The 16597-nt window shown below is 61.0% G+C and carries 17 protein-coding genes; 10 read left to right on the top strand and 7 right to left on the bottom strand.

Translation table 11 applies throughout. The features are described 5' to 3' along the window. Positions 1 to 131 precede the first annotated feature (131 nt). Together AC1Q8Q_RS31080 and sthA are read left to right on the top strand one after the other, a co-directional pair. Positions 132 to 1148: an FAD:protein FMN transferase gene (locus AC1Q8Q_RS31080; RefSeq protein ID WP_492615924.1), complete on the top strand. Its 1017-nt coding sequence runs from the start codon at positions 132 to 134 to the stop codon at positions 1146 to 1148. 207 nt (positions 1149 to 1355) lie between these two features. Continuing rightward, complete coding sequence (gene sthA / locus AC1Q8Q_RS31075) at positions 1356 to 2750, top strand: Si-specific NAD(P)(+) transhydrogenase (RefSeq protein ID WP_020798487.1); 1395 nt, start codon at positions 1356 to 1358, stop codon at positions 2748 to 2750. Positions 2751 to 2792: 42 nt separating this feature from the next. Here the strand turns inward: sthA and AC1Q8Q_RS31070 are convergent, their stop codons facing one another. Further along, a complete protein-coding gene (locus AC1Q8Q_RS31070; protein ID WP_020798486.1) occupies positions 2793 to 3515 on the bottom strand; it encodes a glycerophosphodiester phosphodiesterase in 723 nt (240 codons plus the stop codon). A gap of 14 nt (positions 3516 to 3529) precedes the next feature. Next, positions 3530 to 4111 (bottom strand): PilZ domain-containing protein, encoded by a 582-nt coding sequence (locus AC1Q8Q_RS31065; RefSeq protein WP_020798485.1) that lies wholly within the window; start codon positions 4109 to 4111, stop codon positions 3530 to 3532. A gap of 94 nt (positions 4112 to 4205) precedes the next feature. Here AC1Q8Q_RS31065 and AC1Q8Q_RS31060 point away from each other — a divergent pair, with 94 nt between their 5' ends. The 3 genes from AC1Q8Q_RS31060 (at position 4206) to AC1Q8Q_RS31050 (ending at position 7458) form a co-directional block, all read left to right on the top strand. Beyond that, on the top strand, positions 4206 to 5456 hold the full coding sequence (locus tag AC1Q8Q_RS31060; protein WP_492615923.1) for a lipoprotein-releasing ABC transporter permease subunit: 1251 nt from the start codon (positions 4206 to 4208) through the stop codon (positions 5454 to 5456). Positions 5457 to 5463: 7 nt separating this feature from the next. Further along, a complete protein-coding gene (gene lolD / locus AC1Q8Q_RS31055) occupies positions 5464 to 6147 on the top strand; it encodes a lipoprotein-releasing ABC transporter ATP-binding protein LolD (RefSeq protein WP_168757547.1) in 684 nt (227 codons plus the stop codon). Between the two features lie 66 nt (positions 6148 to 6213). Further along, positions 6214 to 7458, top strand: coding sequence for a lipoprotein-releasing ABC transporter permease subunit (locus AC1Q8Q_RS31050; protein ID WP_492615922.1), 1245 nt, complete (start codon positions 6214 to 6216; stop codon positions 7456 to 7458). An 85-nt stretch (positions 7459 to 7543) separates the two neighbouring features. Here AC1Q8Q_RS31050 and AC1Q8Q_RS31045 read toward each other — a convergent pair whose 3' ends face one another. Both AC1Q8Q_RS31045 and AC1Q8Q_RS31040 read right to left on the bottom strand, forming a co-directional pair. Further along, complete coding sequence (locus AC1Q8Q_RS31045; RefSeq protein WP_492615921.1) at positions 7544 to 8893, bottom strand: heavy metal sensor histidine kinase; 1350 nt, start codon at positions 8891 to 8893, stop codon at positions 7544 to 7546. Further along, entirely contained in the window at positions 8893 to 9573 is a 681-nt protein-coding gene (locus AC1Q8Q_RS31040; RefSeq protein WP_020798480.1) for a heavy metal response regulator transcription factor, read from the bottom strand. The genes AC1Q8Q_RS31045 and AC1Q8Q_RS31040 overlap by 1 nt, the downstream gene beginning before the upstream one ends. A gap of 156 nt (positions 9574 to 9729) precedes the next feature. On the opposite strand from AC1Q8Q_RS31040, the gene copI reads away from it, so the two are divergent. Further along, positions 9730 to 10251: a copper-resistant cuproprotein CopI gene (copI, locus tag AC1Q8Q_RS31035; protein ID WP_020798479.1), complete on the top strand. Its 522-nt coding sequence runs from the start codon at positions 9730 to 9732 to the stop codon at positions 10249 to 10251. A gap of 61 nt (positions 10252 to 10312) precedes the next feature. Continuing rightward, positions 10313 to 11143 carry an NADPH-dependent 7-cyano-7-deazaguanine reductase QueF gene (gene queF / locus AC1Q8Q_RS31030; protein ID WP_020798478.1) on the top strand — a complete coding sequence of 277 codons (831 nt, stop codon included), beginning with the start codon at positions 10313 to 10315 and terminating at the stop codon, positions 11141 to 11143. A gap of 129 nt (positions 11144 to 11272) precedes the next feature. Here the strand turns inward: queF and AC1Q8Q_RS31025 are convergent, their stop codons facing one another. Further along, positions 11273 to 11536, bottom strand: coding sequence for a DUF4404 family protein (locus AC1Q8Q_RS31025; protein WP_020798477.1), 264 nt, complete (start codon positions 11534 to 11536; stop codon positions 11273 to 11275). A 109-nt stretch (positions 11537 to 11645) separates the two neighbouring features. Continuing rightward, on the bottom strand, positions 11646 to 12266 hold the full coding sequence (gene pcrP, locus AC1Q8Q_RS31020; protein ID WP_020798476.1) for an HAD superfamily inactivated hydrolase PcrP: 621 nt from the start codon (positions 12264 to 12266) through the stop codon (positions 11646 to 11648). 198 nt (positions 12267 to 12464) lie between these two features. Here pcrP and AC1Q8Q_RS31015 point away from each other — a divergent pair, with 198 nt between their 5' ends. From AC1Q8Q_RS31015 to rssC, 3 genes are all read left to right on the top strand, one after another. Beyond that, positions 12465 to 13154, top strand: a complete 690-nt coding sequence (locus tag AC1Q8Q_RS31015) for an MlaA family lipoprotein (protein WP_020798475.1) — start codon at positions 12465 to 12467, stop codon at positions 13152 to 13154. 329 nt (positions 13155 to 13483) lie between these two features. Next, positions 13484 to 14665 (top strand): two-component system response regulator RssB, encoded by a 1182-nt coding sequence (gene rssB, locus AC1Q8Q_RS31010; RefSeq protein WP_020798474.1) that lies wholly within the window; start codon positions 13484 to 13486, stop codon positions 14663 to 14665. Continuing rightward, on the top strand, positions 14665 to 15147 hold the full coding sequence (gene rssC, locus AC1Q8Q_RS31005; RefSeq protein ID WP_020798473.1) for an anti-sigma factor antagonist RssC: 483 nt from the start codon (positions 14665 to 14667) through the stop codon (positions 15145 to 15147). The genes rssB and rssC overlap by 1 nt, the downstream gene beginning before the upstream one ends. Before the next feature lie 188 nt (positions 15148 to 15335). On the opposite strand, the gene tal is transcribed toward rssC, so the two are convergent. After that, positions 15336 to 16262, bottom strand: coding sequence for a transaldolase (tal, locus tag AC1Q8Q_RS31000; RefSeq protein WP_020798472.1), 927 nt, complete (start codon positions 16260 to 16262; stop codon positions 15336 to 15338). Positions 16263 to 16597: the final 335 nt, after the last annotated feature.

The raw sequence follows: 16597 nt of genomic DNA, 5'->3' as shown, positions 1-16597 counted from the left end.
CCCCCCCCCCCCCCCCCCCCCCCCCCCCCCCCCCCCCCCCCCCCCCCCCCCCCCCCCCCCCCCCCGCTCCCACATTTGTATCGCATAATGGCTGAGCCTGGCGTTGTGTCCGGGAATGATTGGGGGGAGATTTGTTGACCTGGCGACGGTATGGTCTTTTGGTGCTGATCGGCACCTTGTCCGCCTGCGGCAATGGCGATTCCCTGGAAAGCTTCGGCGGTCCAACCATGGGCAGCACGTATTCGGTCAAGTACGTGCGTCACGCCGGTCTTCCTGCCCCGGCAGACGTCCAGGTCGAGGTCGAGAAGATCCTGGCGGAGGTCGACCGGCAGCTATCGACCTATCGCAGCGATTCGGACATCGAGCAATTCAATGCGTTACCGGCCAACCACTGTCGGGTAATGCCTGCGTCGGTCCTGCAATTGGTCCGCGTGGGTGAGCAACTGTCCATGCAAAGTGCAGGCGCTTTCGATTTGACGGTCGAGCCGCTGCTCAATCTCTGGGGGTTCGGCCCACAGGCCCGTGAAGAAAAAATCCCCACTGCACAGGCGCTGGCCGAGGTGCGTCAACGTGTCGGTCACGATCATCTGCGCATTGACGGCGAGCAGCTATGCAAGGACGCCGCCGTGGAAGTCGACTTCAACAGTATCGCCGCCGGTTATGCGCTGGACACGATTGCCGCGAAGCTCACGGCCATGGGCATCCACGACTATCTTGCCGAAGCCACCGGTGAACTCAAGGCCGCCGGCAGGAAACTCGACGGCACCGCCTGGCGCATCGCTGTGGAAGAACCTCGCGACGATCAACAGGTGGCCGAGCGCATCATCGCCATCGACGGTTATGGCCTGTCGACTTCGGGTGACTACCGTAACTATTTCGTGCAGGGTGGCCAGCGCTTTTCCCACACCCTCGATGCGCGCACAGGTTTACCGGTCTCACACAACCTGGCGTCTGTCACGGTGATTCATCCTTCAGCGCTGATGGCCGATGGCTTATCGACGCTGTTGCTGATTCTCGGCCCGGAGCAGGGTTGGGACTACGCGGAAAAACACGACATCGGCGCATTTTTTGTGATGCGTGCCGATACAGGTTTCGTCACACGCAGCAGTCACGCCTTTGAGCGTTTGAGTGGCAGGAAAACCGAGTGATTGCGGCGATTCGGGCATTGAAACCTGGCGTTGTAGTGCAGGCAAAACTAGCCTACGACGCGACCAAGGGTTAATGTGCGCGGCGTTGACGCTTCTATAGACTGTGTCCGGGTTCTGCATGGACCCCAAATTGTTCCTTCATGCCACAGATTGGCGTGATTTAGCCGCAGGTGCCGCTGGTGCCGCGGCCTGTTCTGAGGAGTACGCATGGCTGTCTACAACTACGACGTGGTGGTGTTGGGTTCCGGCCCGGCGGGGGAAGGCGCGGCAATGAACGCCGCCAAGGCAGGGCGCAAGGTGGCGATGGTCGATAGCCGTCGCCAGGTCGGCGGCAACTGCACTCACTTGGGCACCATCCCGTCCAAGGCACTGCGTCACTCGGTCCGGCAGATCATGCAGTTCAACACCAACCCGATGTTCCGGGCCATTGGTGAGCCGCGCTGGTTCTCGTTCCCGGACGTGTTGAAAAGCGCCGAGAAAGTGATTTCCAAGCAAGTCGCCTCGCGCACCGGCTACTACGCCCGTAACCGCGTCGACGTGTTCTTCGGCACCGGCAGTTTCGCCGACGAGCAAACCATCGAAGTGGTCTGCGCCAACGGCGTGGTGGAAAAACTGGTGGCCAAGCACATCATCATCGCCACCGGTTCGCGCCCTTATCGCCCGGCCGACATCGATTTCCATCACCCGCGTATCTACGATAGCGACACCATCCTCAGCCTCGGCCACACCCCGCGCAAACTCATCGTCTACGGTGCCGGCGTGATTGGTTGCGAATACGCATCGATCTTCAGTGGCCTGGGTGTACTGGTCGAGCTGGTGGATAACCGCGGTCAGTTGCTGAGCTTCCTCGACTCGGAAATTTCCCAGGCCCTGAGCTACCACTTCAGCAACAACAACATCACCGTTCGCCACAACGAAGAGTACGACCGCGTCGAAGGCGTGGACAACGGCGTTATCCTGCACCTCAAGTCTGGCAAGAAGATCAAGGCCGACGCCTTGCTCTGGTGCAACGGCCGCACGGGCAACACCGATCAGTTGGGCCTGGAAAACATCGGCGTGAAGGTCAACAGTCGTGGCCAGATCGAAGTCGACGAGAACTACCGCACCGGCATCCAGAACATCTATGGCGCGGGCGATGTCATCGGCTGGCCGAGCCTGGCCAGTGCCGCCCACGACCAGGGCCGTTCGGCCGCTGGCAGCATTGTCGACAACGGCAGCTGGCGCTTCGTCAATGACGTGCCGACCGGGATCTATACCATTCCGGAGATCAGTTCGATCGGCAAGAACGAGCAGGAGCTGACCCAGGCCAAGGTGCCGTACGAAGTGGGCAAGGCGTTCTTCAAGAGCATGGCGCGGGCGCAGATCGCCGGCGAGCCGCAAGGCATGCTCAAGATCCTGTTCCACCGTGAAACCCTGGAAGTGCTGGGCGTTCACTGCTTCGGTTACCAGGCGTCGGAGATCGTGCACATCGGCCAGGCGATCATGAACCAGCCCGGCGAGCTCAACACCTTGAAGTACTTCGTCAACACCACGTTCAACTACCCGACCATGGCCGAAGCCTATCGGGTTGCCGCGTACGACGGCCTCAACCGGCTTTTTTGAGCGGCTCCGGCCGGTGGCCTGAGCCGGCCGGGGAGACCGATTTCAGCAATTCTCGAGCGTGGCAGTGGCCAAACCGGGAAAGTCTGTAATCAGGCTGTCAACGCCGAAATCAGCGAGCCTGCGCATCAGCGCGGGTTCGTTGACTGTCCACACCGACACATGCAGCCCCTGGCGCTGCGCCTTCTCCAGGCGTTCCGGCGTACACAGGGTCCAGTTCAACGCGAGGATCTCGCAGCCATAGCCTTGCGCAACCTTCAACGGGTCGAGCCAGGCGTATTCGGCCACCAGTCCGCGGGACACGTCCGGCACCAGGTCCAGCGCCGCCTTCAATACTTCCCGTGAACTCGACGTGATGGTGATCTTGTCCAACAGGCCATGTCGTTGCGCCATTTCGCGAATCGCCAGCACCGTTGTGGCGGCGCGGGTGCGTGACGCGCTCTTGACTTCCAGCTGCCAGTGCTCGAAATCGCATTTCTCGAACAGCTCTTCCAGGGTTGGAATCGGGCACGGCGTGATCCAGCCCGGTCCGCCCTTGCGCGCGTCGTAGGTCACCAACTCTGCCGCCGTGTGCTCCACGACCTTGCCGCGCCGGTCGGTGGTGCGCTTGAGCGTCGGATCGTGGATGACCATCAGCTCGCCGTCCATGGACAGGTGCAGGTCCAGTTCACAACGGCGCACGCCGTGCTTGAGACATTGCTGGAAGCTGGTCAGGGTGTTTTCCGGTGCTTCGCCCTTGGCGCCGCGGTGGCCGTAGATGAGGGTCACGATCGTTCCTTAATTTAAATGCCTGATTCGTTCAGTTCGCGGGCCAGGCGTCGTTCCTGGGCCTGCTTTTGCAAAATGTAGCGCGCCAACAGTTGTCGCTGGGCATCGGTCAAGTGTTCGAACTCGGTGCCGACGTCGTAGCCCTCGCCCTTGCGGTCGCAGTGGGTGACGCGTGCGCGCAGCAACAGGCCCAGGGCCTGGGGCATCAGCACCAGCTTGATCGACAGGCGCGCGTCGGCGGCGATGGGGGTCGGGTGCTGGAAGTCGATGCCGCCTTCGGAAATGATCACCGGCTGGGGGACGCCGATCTGCCCGAGCACGGTGATGGCGATCACCTGGCTGAGCAGGTCGATGCGCTTGTTCTGGGATTTGAGGAACGCCGCGAGGTTGCGGTCGCGCTCGCTGATCTGGCGCAGCAGGTGTTGCGACTCGAATTCGCTCAGGTGCAGTTCGCTGAGCAGATTGAATAGCGGGGAAGCATCCTGCAACACTTCCTGCCCTGCGGCTTCAAGGGCGGACAGGGGCCGAATTTCCAGTGCGATCATGTCCTCGATACGGTAGTATTCGCGGCGATCTTCTTCATCTAATGTCGACATGGCGAACCCATGGTAGCGGCGGTGGTCTGAGTGTAAAGCTGGTTATCGACCCCCGCCACAAGGACGTTCCTTTTCCCTCCGAACAAGCCCCGACATGTTCAGACCTCTCTTCGTATTTATCGGCACGCGTTATACCCGTGCAAAGCGTCGCAATCATTTTGTGTCATTCATTTCCCTGACCTCGATGATCGGACTCGCCCTTGGCGTGGTCGTGATGATCGTGGTGCTGTCGGTCATGAACGGCTTCGATCATGAGATGCGTACCCGCGTGCTGGGCATGGTGCCCCACGCGACCATCGAATCCGGCGAGCCGATCAGCGATTGGCAAGGCCTGGCCGCCAAGGTCAAGCAGAACCCGCAGGTAGCGGCCGTGGCGCCGTTCACGCAAATGCAGGGGTTGCTGACCAACAACGGCAAGGTCAACAAGATCCTGCTCAATGCCATCGACCCGGCGCAGGAACGCCAGGTGTCGATCATCGACAACTTCATGCTGCAGGGCAAACTCGACGACCTGGCGCCGGGCGAATTCGGCATCGTCATCGGTGACAAGGCCGCGGCCAAGCTCGGTGCGGCCGTGGGCGACAAGCTGACGTTCGTGGCGCCGGAGGTCACTGTGACGCCCGCCGGGATGTTCCCGCGCATGAAGCGCTTCACCGTGGTCGGCATCTTCCATGTCGGCGCCGGTGAGCTTGATGGTTACGTGGGCATCACCAACCTGCAGGACCTGGCGCGCTTGCATCGCTGGAAACCGGACCAGGTCCAGGGCCTGCGGCTGAAGTTCGACGATCTGTTCCAGGCGCCGCGTGAGGCGTGGAGCATCGCCCGCGAGCTGGGCGAAGACCGCTACTACGCCCGCGACTGGACCCGCACCCACGGCAACCTGTACCAGGCCATCCGCATGGAAAAAGCCATGATCGGCCTGTTGTTGTTGCTGATCGTTGCGGTCGCCGCGTTCAACATCATTTCCACGCTGGTGATGGTGGTGAACGACAAGAAGGGCGATATCGCGATCCTGCGCACCCTCGGCGCCACGCCGGGCACGATCATGCGCACCTTCATGGTCCAGGGCACGGTCATCGGCGTGGTCGGCACGGCCATCGGCGCGGTGGTCGGGATTTTCGCCGCGCTCAACGTCAGCGCAGCGATCTCGGCGCTTGAAGGCCTGATCGGCCACAAGTTTCTCAATGCCGACGTGTATTTCATCGATTACCTGCCGTCGCAAGTGCAGAGCCAGGACGTGGTCATGGTCTGCTGTGCGGCGCTGGCCCTGAGTTTCCTCGCCACCCTGTATCCCGCCTGGCGTGCCGCGCGCACCCAGCCGGCGGAGGCGCTACGTTATGAGTGAGTCGCGCATGAGTGATAAAGCAATCTTGAGCTGCCGCAGCCTGGGCAAATCCTACGAGGAAGGCCCGGAGTCAGTGGAAGTGTTGGCGGGCCTGCAACTGGAGTTGCACCCGGGCGAGCGTGTGGCGATCGTCGGCAAGTCGGGCTCGGGCAAGAGTACCTTGCTCAACCTGCTGGGCGGCCTCGATACGCCGACCAAGGGCAGCGTCTGGCTCGACGGTGAAGAACTGTCGGCGCTGAGCGAAAAGAAGCGCGGCCTGCTGCGTAACCGTGCCCTGGGCTTCGTGTACCAGTTTCACCACCTGCTGCCGGAATTCACTGCCCTGGAAAACGTCTGCATGCCGCTGCTGATCGGCAAGACCGCGATTCCCGAGGCGCGCAAGCGTGCCACGGCGTTGCTGGAGCGGGTCGGCCTGGGCCATCGCCTGGAGCACAAGCCGGCCGAGCTGTCCGGTGGCGAACGCCAGCGTGTGGCAATCGCCCGCGCCCTGGTGAACAACCCCGGCCTGGTGATGCTCGACGAGCCTACCGGCAACCTCGACGCTCACACCGCCCAGGGTATCCAGGACTTGATGCTGGAACTCAGCACTTCGATGCGCACGGCGTTCCTGGTGGTAACCCACGACATGAACCTGGCCCGCCAGATGGACCGCGTCCTGCATTTGCAGGAAGGTTGCCTGACGCCTATCTGACGGGTTGAAACCCGACGGCACTGAAAAGTCCGTCGGGTCTTTTATTTTTATACGGTGCCCCAGCGAATGTTCAGACCGTTATCGATCTTTATCGGCACGCGCTATACCCGCGCCAAGCGCCGCAATCGCTTCGTTTCCTTCATCTCGATGACCTCGATGATCGGCCTCGCCCTGGGCGTGCTGGCGATGATCGTGGTGCTGTCGGTGATGAACGGCTTCCAGCGCGAAATGAGCTCGCGCATCCTCGGCATGGTGCCGCATGCGACCATCGTCGGCGTTAATCCGATCGACGATTGGCAGCCGGTGGCCGCCGCCGCGATGAAAAATCCGCAAGTGACCGCCGCCGTACCGTTCACCGAGATGGAAGGCATGCTGTCCTACAAGGGCACCATGCAGCCGATCCAGGTCAGTGGCGTCGACCCGGCGCTGGAAGGCCAGGTGTCGATCGTCGCCAAGCACATCGTCCAGGGGCGGCTGGATGCCCTGAAACCGGGTGAGTTCGGTGTGGTGATCGGCGAAATCACCGCGCGCCGTTTTCGCTTGAACGTGGGCGACAAGATCACCCTGATCGTGCCGGAAGTCAGCAAAGCGCCGGGCGGTATCACCCCGCGCATGCAACGGCTGAACGTGGTCGGCGTGTTCAAGGTCGGTGCCGAACTGGACGGTTCGATGGCGCTGATCCACCTCGCCGATGCCGCGCAAATGCAGCACTGGGAGCCGAATCAGGTGCAGAGCGTGCGCCTGGCGGTGAAGGACATGTATGCGGCGCCGCAAGTGTCGGGCGACATCGCAAACGCCCTCGGCGCAGCCTACAAGGCTGACGACTGGACCCACACCCAAGGCAGCCTGTTCAGCGCCATGAAGATGGAAAAAACCATGATTGGCCTGTTGCTGCTGATGATTGTCGCGGTGGCCGCGTTCAACATCATCGCGACCTTGATCATGGTGGTGAACGACAAGGGTGCGGACATCGCGATTTTGCGCACCATCGGCGCCACGCCACGGCAGATCATGGCGATCTTCATCGTGCAGGGTACGGTGATCGGGGTTGTCGGCACATTGATCGGTGGGGTGTTGGGCGTGATTGCGGCGTTGAACGTCAGCGCCATGGTCGGCTGGGTAGAGCGGGTCAGTGGCCAGCACATCTTCAGTTCCGACGTGTATTTCGTCAGCAACCTACCCTCTGAGTTGCAGGGCGCGGACGTGGCCCTGATCTGCACGGCGGGGTTTGTCATGAGCTTCTTGGCCACGGTTTACCCGGCGTGGCGGGCGGCGAAGGTCGAGCCGGCTACCGCATTGCGCTATTCGTAAGCCGTTACACCGCCTTCGTCGGAACGCCGCCCGGAGCAAGCTCGCTCCGGGCGGCGTTCCGACGAAGGGGTCAGGACTGCTGGCCTCATTCTCCCTTTGGTAACTCAATCACAAACCGCGTCCACCCATTTTCCGATTCACAACGAATCTGCCCACCATGGGCGCGGACAATCGACTGGGTAATCGCTAACCCCAATCCCGCATGCTCGCTGCTGCCTTCATGGCGCGCCGGGTCTGCGCGGTAGAAGCGATCGAACAGGCGTGGCAGCAGATCTGCCGGAATTCCTTCACCGCTGTTTTCCACCGACAGGCTCAAGCTTTTGGCCTGGTCGTTGATCCACACCCGAACCTCACCCCCGGCCGGGGTAAAGCGCAACGCATTGTCCAGCAAGTTGGACAGCGCCCGGCGCAACATGTTGCGGTCGCCTTGCAGGCGGGCATCGCCATCACGGCTCAACGTCACTCGCGCGTCTTCGGCCAGGGGCGCAAAAAACTCCAGCAACAGGTCCACTTCCTCTGCCAGCTCCAACGGTTCGCGCTTGGGCATCAACAGCCCGTGGTCGGCCTTGGCCAGGTAAAGCATGTCGTTGACCAGTTGCGCCATCCATTGCAGCTCCTCGAGGTTACTGTGCAGCGCTTCGCGGTAATCCTCGAGGGGGCGGGGGCGGGTGAGGGTGACCTGGGTGTGGGTCAGCAGGTTTGACAGCGGGGTGCGAAGTTCATGGGCAATGTCGGCGGAGAACGCCGACAGGCGCTGGAAGGAGTCGTCGAGACGCCCGAGCATGGCGTTGAAATGGTGGGCCATTTCCGCCAGCTCCGGCGGCATGTCTTCTTCCGGCAGGCGTGCGTTGAGCGATTGCGCCGAGACACCACTGGCGACTGCGCTCATGCGGCGTAACGGTCGCAGCCCGCTGCGTGCGGCCCAGGCACCGAGCAGGGCGGTGGCCAGGGCGGACAGGCCGACGGTCAGCCAGATCAGGTGTTGCATGCGCTGCAGGAAATGCTGGTGATGGGTGATGTCCAGCAGCAAGCTCAATTGCGGCGAATCGGGTGTGTCGGGGTACAGCGGTGCGTTCAGCACGCGGTAGTCGGTGCCATCGTGGCTCACCGTGGACAGTCCGGGCTGGTGCGGCAAGGTCTGCGGCAGGTTGGAGGAGCTGTCATACCAGCGGCGGCCATCGCTGCCACTGATGCGCAGTGAAAGATCGGCCTGCCGGCTCAACTCGTCGGCCAGCCGGGCGTCACGCTGGCTTGATTGAATGTCCGGCAATGCCCGTCGCAAGCCAATCAGCTTGTCCTCGAGCAACTGCTGGTCGAGCTCGATGAAGTGCGCCTCGCTGGCGCGGCTGAACAGCAGGCCGGCGAACAGCGAGACCACGGCGGTGCATGCGGCGAATAACAGGGCCAGGCGAGCGCTCAAGGACAGCCGGCGCATCAGCACTGGCGCTCTTCGAGCACATAGCCCATGCCGCGCACGGTATGGATCAGTTTGTTCGGGAACTCGTCGTCGATCTTCAGGCGCAAGCGGCGGATCGCGACTTCGATGACGTTGGTGTCGCTGTCGAAATTCATGTCCCAGACCTGGGACGCGATCAGCGATTTGGGCAGGACTTCGCCCTGGCGGCGCAGGAGCATTTCCAGCAGGGCGAACTCCTTGGCGGTCAGGTCGATGCGCTGGCCGCCGCGCTCGACCCGGCGGCGGATCAGGTCCAGGCGCAAGTCGGCCAGTTGCAGGCTGGTTTCCTGGGGCGTGCTGCTGCCACGGCGCAACAGGCTGCGGACCCGGGCGAGCAATTCGGAGAAGGCGAATGGCTTGACCAGGTAATCGTCGGCGCCCAGTTCCAGGCCATAAACCCGGTCCTCGACGGCGTCCCGGGCGGTCAGGAACAGCACTGGCGTGTCGAGGCCGGCGCTGCGCACCGCTTGCAGGATCTGCCAGCCGTCGCGGCCGGGCAGCATCACATCGAGAATCAGCAGGGCATAGTCGCCACTCAAGGCCAGTTGCTGGCCAGTGCTGCCGTCGGCCACCAGTTCCGTATTGAACCCGGCCTCGGTCAGGCCCTGGCGCAGGTAATGGCCGGTTTTCGGTTGGTCTTCGACGATCAGCAGTTTCATGGGCGACTCGGGCTAAATGGAACGACAGCGTTATACCGTGGGCGACGAGGCTGCGGGCCTTGCTGACAAAGTTGTAATTTGGCTGTCAGGTAAAGGGCAGCGGTGACAGTTTAGAGTTTTCCACAGGCTGAACCTTAATCTTGTTGGAGTACTTCGATGTTTTTGCGTAAATCCGTGTTGCTGGCCAGCTGTCTGTTGGCACTGGGTTCGCCGGTTTGGGCGGCTCCAGAGGTTACCTATGATTTTGGTCAACCGGCCCCGGCAGCCAAGGCGACCCGTAGCGTGGAGGTGGTCATGGCTGACATGACATTCACCCCCAAGTCTATCGAGATCAAGGCAGGGGAGACCGTGCGTATCGTGCTGGTGAATAAAGGCCAGTTGCTGCACGAATTCAACCTCGGCGATGCAGCGATGCATGCCCGGCACCAACAGGAAATGTTGCAGATGCAACAGAGCGGCATGCTTACGCCTACCGGCATGAAGGCAATGGACCACGGCGCCATGGCCGGAATGGGGCATGCCATGCAGCACGACGACCCCAATAGCGTGCTGGTGGCGCCTGGCAAGACCGCCGAGCTGACCTGGACCTTCAGCAAGGCCACTCGCCTGGAATTTGCCTGCAACATCCCCGGTCATTACCAGGCCGGCATGGTCGGCAAGTTGACTGTCAGTCAGTAAGCACTCAAAGGCTGCGGCAAAGGCTGGTAGAATCCGCTGATTCTTCAGTCAGGTTTCCGCCATGCATCCCGCAGCCGAACACTCGCCGCTGGGCAAATCCAGCGAATACATCGCCACTTACACGCCGTCCCTGCTGTTCCCGATCCCGCGTACCGCGAAGTGGGCCGAGCTCGGCCTGACGGCTCAGACACTGCCGTACAAGGGCGTGGATTTCTGGAATTGCTTCGAACTGTCGTGGTTGTTGCCATCGGGCAAGCCGGTGGTGGCGATCGGCGAGTTCAGCATCCCGGCGGATTCGCCGAACATCATCGAGTCGAAGTCGTTCAAGCTCTACCTCAACTCCTTGAACCAGACGCCGTTCGCCGACACCGCGAGTCTTGAAGCGACCCTGGCCAAGGACCTGTCGGCCGCGGCCGGCAAGCCTGTGGGCGTGCGCATCCGCAGCCTGAAAGAGGTCGAGGCCGAAGGCGTGGTGGCTTTGCCCGGCGTGTGCATTGACGATCTGGACATCAGCGTCAGCAACTACGAGCACCCGCGCCCGGAACTGCTGCGTTGCGATGAGTCGCGCATTGTCGAGGAGAGCGTGCACAGCCATTTGCTCAAGTCCAATTGCCCGGTGACCAGTCAGCCGGACTGGGGCAGCGTGGCGGTGGAGTACCGTGGCGCGGCGCTGGATCACGCAAGCCTGCTGGAATACATCGTCAGCTTCCGCCAGCACTCGGACTTCCATGAGCAGTGCGTGGAGCGGATTTTCCTTGATCTGCAGCGGTTGCTGAAACCGGAGAAATTGACGGTGTATGCGCGTTATGTGCGGCGGGGTGGGCTGGATATCAATCCGTATCGCAGTACCGAAGAGGTGCAGCTGCCGAACCATCGCCTGGTCCGTCAGTAACGATTCATTGTGTAGGAGCGAGCATGCTCGCGAAAAACCAGAGGGCAACGCGGGGCATCAGGTTTCCCGCGTTATCGTTGACCTCCATCGCGAGCATGCTCGCTCCTGCAGGGGATTTCTGCGTTTGGTTCAGATTCCCATGCTGTGCAGGGCCGTGCCAATCTGGCGCAGCGTGCTGGCGAGGGTCGGGTGTTCGAGTTCGAAGCGATCGACAGCCAGGTTGACGTTATCGGCGAGGCTCGAGTCCTGTGTCTTGGTTTCGAGCTCCAGCTCAAATTCGATCTTCTGCATCAGTTCGCGCAGGTCGTCACGCTCTGCGTCGGTCAGCGGAGGATTCTGTTCCAATTGCTCGCGCAGGGCATTGAGCTGTTCTTGCAGTTCGCGGGCAGACATGGCGTTCTTCCTTTTATCGATAGGCACTGGCATAGACCGCGACGGCGCGCCAAAGGTCTATGGCTTACCTTTAGATTAATCCACCCGCGCGTAACCTGCATGATCTGAATCAGGGCTTTTCGCCCTTGAGCCGACGCAAGCTGATGTCGGCCAGGCAAGTGTCGAGTTCACCAAGGTGATCGATTACCGAATGCACGCCCAGGCCGAACAGCTGCACCGTTGCCTTGCTGCGCTTGATGTCGCGCTCCTGCGCGGACAATGCCTGCCATTGCTCGGGCGAAAGCCCGCAGAGCGAGCCACAGGACGCCAGGCCGATGGTCCACAAGCCGGCATTGAGTCCCGATTGCAGCAGTCGTGGTTCGCCGCTGACCAGCACGCAGCCATCGAGTCTTTCGATGTCCAGCGCCATCAAGGCTTGCCAACACGCATCGGGCGCCGGCCAGGGTTTGATTGTTTCAGCGTATTGCGAAGGTCTTATCCATTGCGGCAGGCCGCCGGCCAATGCCTGGCTGATGGCGGGGGAGAGCTCATCGAGCCAGGCGCAGGGGATTTGCTGGCGCTGCAGGCTGATCAGACTGTCCAGGGCGCCGGGGGTGGCTTGTGCGTGATCAGTGCCTGGGTTGCCCTGAAGGCGCGTGCGGGCACCGAAATCCACCAGGCAGCCACTCAGCCCGAACAGCACGGCAGTCAGGTTCGGCGCATTTTGCGGGGTGGTTTCGGCGTGCGGCATATCAACGTCCCTGAAATAGTCTCAAGGCTAGAGGGCGACGGTGACAGTTGAGTGACACTGTTGTGAATTGCTCGCATTCTGCCAAGATCGTGCGCGGGGACGGGCCCCATGCTGCCTAAAGTGGCCGAATCGTCTTATACTGGCAGCCTTTGCGCCGGGCCAAGCGTCCGGCGACGGTATAGTCCAAGGAGTTTTTTTATGCGCTGGAGCAATCCTCTCGCTCGGCTTTGTGTATGCGCCGGTGCGCTGCTGATTCCGTTTGCTGCGCAGGCAGCCTCGGAAGATGATCCTTGGGAAGGCATCAACCGTCCGATCTTCAAGTTCAACGACTTCGTCGACACCTATGCCCTCAAGCCTCTGGCCCAGGGCTATCAGTTCGTGACACCGCAGTTTCTTGAAGATGGCATCCACAACATGTTCCGCAACGTCGGCGACGTGACCAACCTCGCCAACGATATCCTGCAGGCCAAACCCACCGCCGCGGGTGTCGACACCGCGCGACTGATCTTCAACACCACCTTCGGCGTGCTGGGCTTCTTCGACGTGGGTACCCACATGGGGCTGCACCGCAACGACGAAGACTTTGGCCAGACCCTCGGTTACTGGGGCATGGGCAGCGGGCCTTATGTGATGCTGCCGCTCCTGGGGCCTAGCACCGTGCGTGATGCGCCATCCAAGTTCGTCGATAGCTACACCGGTCCTTATCCGTACATCAACGACGTGCCGGTGCGTAATTCGATCTTCGGCCTGAACATCGTCGATACCCGGGCGGACCTGCTGTCCTCCGAGAAGTTGATTACGGGCGACAAGTACACGTTCATCCGCAACGCCTATCTGCAGAACCGCGAATTCAAGGTGAAGGATGGTCAGGTCGAAGACGATTTCTGATCCACAGCGGTAAAAAGAAGGCGGCCATCGAGCCGCCTTCTGCATTTTTGTCGTTCGCCAGGACCTTTCATTGGGTTTCGGTCAGGACGGTTCTTATAACTCCCGGTGATTTCAAAAGTGCCGGCGCCAAGCGACCATCGGCGTGAGCTTGAAACGCCTCGCGGATGGGAGTACCGTCTGCGCCTTAGAAGGGCACCTCTGGTGTACGTGTGGATCGGGTAAATGCTCGAAAACAGTGCGCCAGAGAGGCTAGAAAGCGAATCCAGTAGTCAGAGCCGGGCCAAAATCCGCGCCGCTACGCCAACCTAATTCTGGCGCCGTTTGCCCACATGCCAAAAACCAGTGCCACGCTGCTGATAATCGATGATGACGAGGTAGTGCGCGCGAGCCTCGCGGCCTATTTGGAAGACAGTGGTTTCAGCGTCCTGCAGGCCAGCAACGGTCAGCAGGGTCTTCAGGTATTCGAGCAAGACAAGCCCGACTTGGTCATCTGCGATCTGCGCATGCCACAGATGGGCGGACTCGAACTCATCCGCCAGGTCACCGAGCTTTCGCCGCAAACACCGGTGATCGTGGTGTCGGGCGCCGGCGTAATGAACGATGCGGTCGAGGCCTTGCGCCTGGGCGCGGCGGATTACCTGATCAAGCCTCTCGAAGATCTGGCCGTGCTCGAGCACTCTGTGCGTCGGGCCCTGGATCGTGCGCGCCTGCTGATGGAAAACCAGCGCTATCGCGAGAAGCTGGAGAAGGCCAACCGCGAGCTCGCCGCCAGCCTGAACCTGCTCCAGGAAGACCAGAACGCCGGTCGCCAGGTGCAGATGAACATGCTGCCGGTCAGCCCCTGGGCCATCAACGACTTCAAGTTTGCCCACCAGATCATCCCGTCGCTGTACCTGTCGGGGGATTTTGTCGACTATTTCCGGGTCGACGAGCGCCGCGTGGCGTTCTACCTGGCGGATGTTTCCGGGCACGGTGCTTCTTCAGCCTTTGTCACTGTGCTGTTGAAATTCATGACCACGCGCCTGTTGTTCGAGTCCAAGCGCAGCGGTACCTTGCCGGAATTCAAGCCGTCTGAGGTGCTTGGGCATATCAACCGGGGCCTGATCAGTTGTAAGCTGGGCAAACACGTCACAATGGTCGGTGGAGTCATCGACGAGGAGACAGGTTTGTTGACCTATAGCATCGGTGGTCATTTGCCGTTGCCTGTGTTGTACACACCCGACAGTGTCAGTTATCTGCAAGGGCGTGGTCTGCCGGTAGGCCTCTTCAATGAAGCCACCTACGAAGATCACGTGCTGGAGTTGCCGCCGACGTTCAGCCTGACGCTGATGTCAGATGGCATTCTGGACCTTTTGCCAGAACCCACACTCAAAGAAAAAGAAGCTGCGTTGCCCGAACGGGTCAAGGCGGCGGGCGGCAGCCTGGATGGCCTGCGGCAGGTTTTTGGATTGGCCACGCTAGGGGAGATGCCGGATGATATCGCCCTGTTGGTGTTGAGCAGGAATCTTTGATGAGTACCGGTAGAATCCAGTTCGCCGAACAGGACGGCACCTTTGTCCTGAAATTCGTCGGTGAAGTTCGCCTGACCCTGTGTTCGGCGTTGGATGCGACTATTGATCGGATCTTCACCGCGTTGAATTTCAACGCGATCGTGATCGACCTGACCGAGACCCGCAGCATCGACAGCACGACTTTGGGCCTGTTGGCCAAATTGTCGATCCTGTCGCGGCAGAAGGTCGGGCTGCTGCCGACCGTGGTCACCACCCACGAAGACATCACCCGTCTGTTGCAGTCGATGGGGTTCGAGCAGGTGTTCAACATCGTCGACCAGCCAGTGCCATGCCCGGAATGCCTGGACGACCTGCCTGATCAGGATCAGTCGGAAGAAGTGGTGCGGATCAAGGTGCTGGAAGCGCACAAGATCCTCATGGGGCTGAACGACTCCAATCGTGAAGCCTTTCATGACCTGGTGAATGCGCTGGAGCGGCATTGATGGTTGGCCGGGCTGGCCCCTTCGCGAGCAGGCTCGCTCCCACAGGGGAGCGAGTTACGTAATACGAAGGACATTGTGGGAGCGAGCCTGCTCGCGAAGGCGTCAGAAAGATCGCCACATCCAATCAGGACGCACAAAAAAGGGCGAACCCACCAAGGTTCGCCCTTTTTGCATTTCGCCGATTCAGATCACAGCTTGGCCTGCAACAACGCCTCCAGCTTCTCCTGGTCACGGGCGAACTGGCGAATGCCCTCGGCCAGTTTCTCGGTCGCCATGGCGTCCTCGTTGGATAGCCAGCGGAATTGCGCTTCATTGAGGTTCAAGCGCGCTTCACCGGCATTGCCCGGCGCCAGTTTGCGCTCCAGCTTGCCGGTGTCTGCCGCCAGCTTGTCGATCAGGTCCGGGCTGATGGTCAGGCGGTCGCAGCCGGCCAGTTGCTCGATCTGGCCGAGATTGCGGAAGCTTGCGCCCATGACCACGGTCTTGTAGTCATTGGCCTTGTAATAGTTGTAGATGCGGGTCACCGACTGCACGCCTGGATCGTCCGCGCCGACGAAGTCGTTACCGGTGGCTTTCTTGTACCAGTCGTAGATGCGGCCCACGAACGGCGAAATCAGGAATACCCCGGCGTCGGCACAGGCAGCGGCCTGGGCAAACGAGAACAGCAGGGTCAGGTTGGTCTGGATGCCTTCCTTTTCCAGGATCTCGGCAGCGCGGATGCCCTCCCAGGTGGAGGCGATCTTGATCAGCACCCGGTCACGGCCGATGCCGGCGTTTTCGTACAGCTCGATCAGACGATGCGCGCGCTTCAAGACGGCGTCCGTGTCGAACGACAGGCGGGCATCCACTTCGGTGGAAATGCGGCCAGGAATCACCTTGAGGATTTCCTGCCCCACCGCGACGCCAAAACGGTCGCTGGCCAGGCCTACATCGCCCTTGCAGTCGCTGACGCAGGCGTTCAGCAATTCGGCATAAGCGGGAATCGACGCCGCCTTGAGCAGCAGCGACGGGTTGGTGGTGGCGTCCACGGGTTTGACGCGAGCGATTGCTTCGAAGTCGCCGGTATCGGCAACAACAGTGGTCATCTGTTTGAGTTGTTCCAGCTTGGAAGTCATGGGCGTGCTCTGTCCTATGGGTCTGATGACATTACCCGAGCGCTGACAGCCACTCAAGGGCATGTAGGTGTATCGACGGCCCCAGTGGCAACAACCGCGAAACGGCTGTTTGAATGGTGGGGCGCGGTATCGGTAGATTCGATACCGAAACGCCGCGCAGGTTCCAGGCAACTGACCGGTTGTGCGGATTCATATAGACCTGTGGGAGCGAGCCTGCTCACGAAAGCTTTATATCAGCTGACGTATACGTTGGCTGACACACCGCTTTCGCGAGCAGGCTCGCTTGTATGGTAGGACTTGAAGGGAGGAGGAGGGACAAGGCTCGATTCTGACTG

Source organism: Pseudomonas sp. GW823-FHT06B06, from assembly GCF_058795195.1.
Note: the sequence above shows the minus strand (reverse complement) of the source record. Positions and strands in the feature narration are given on the sequence as shown.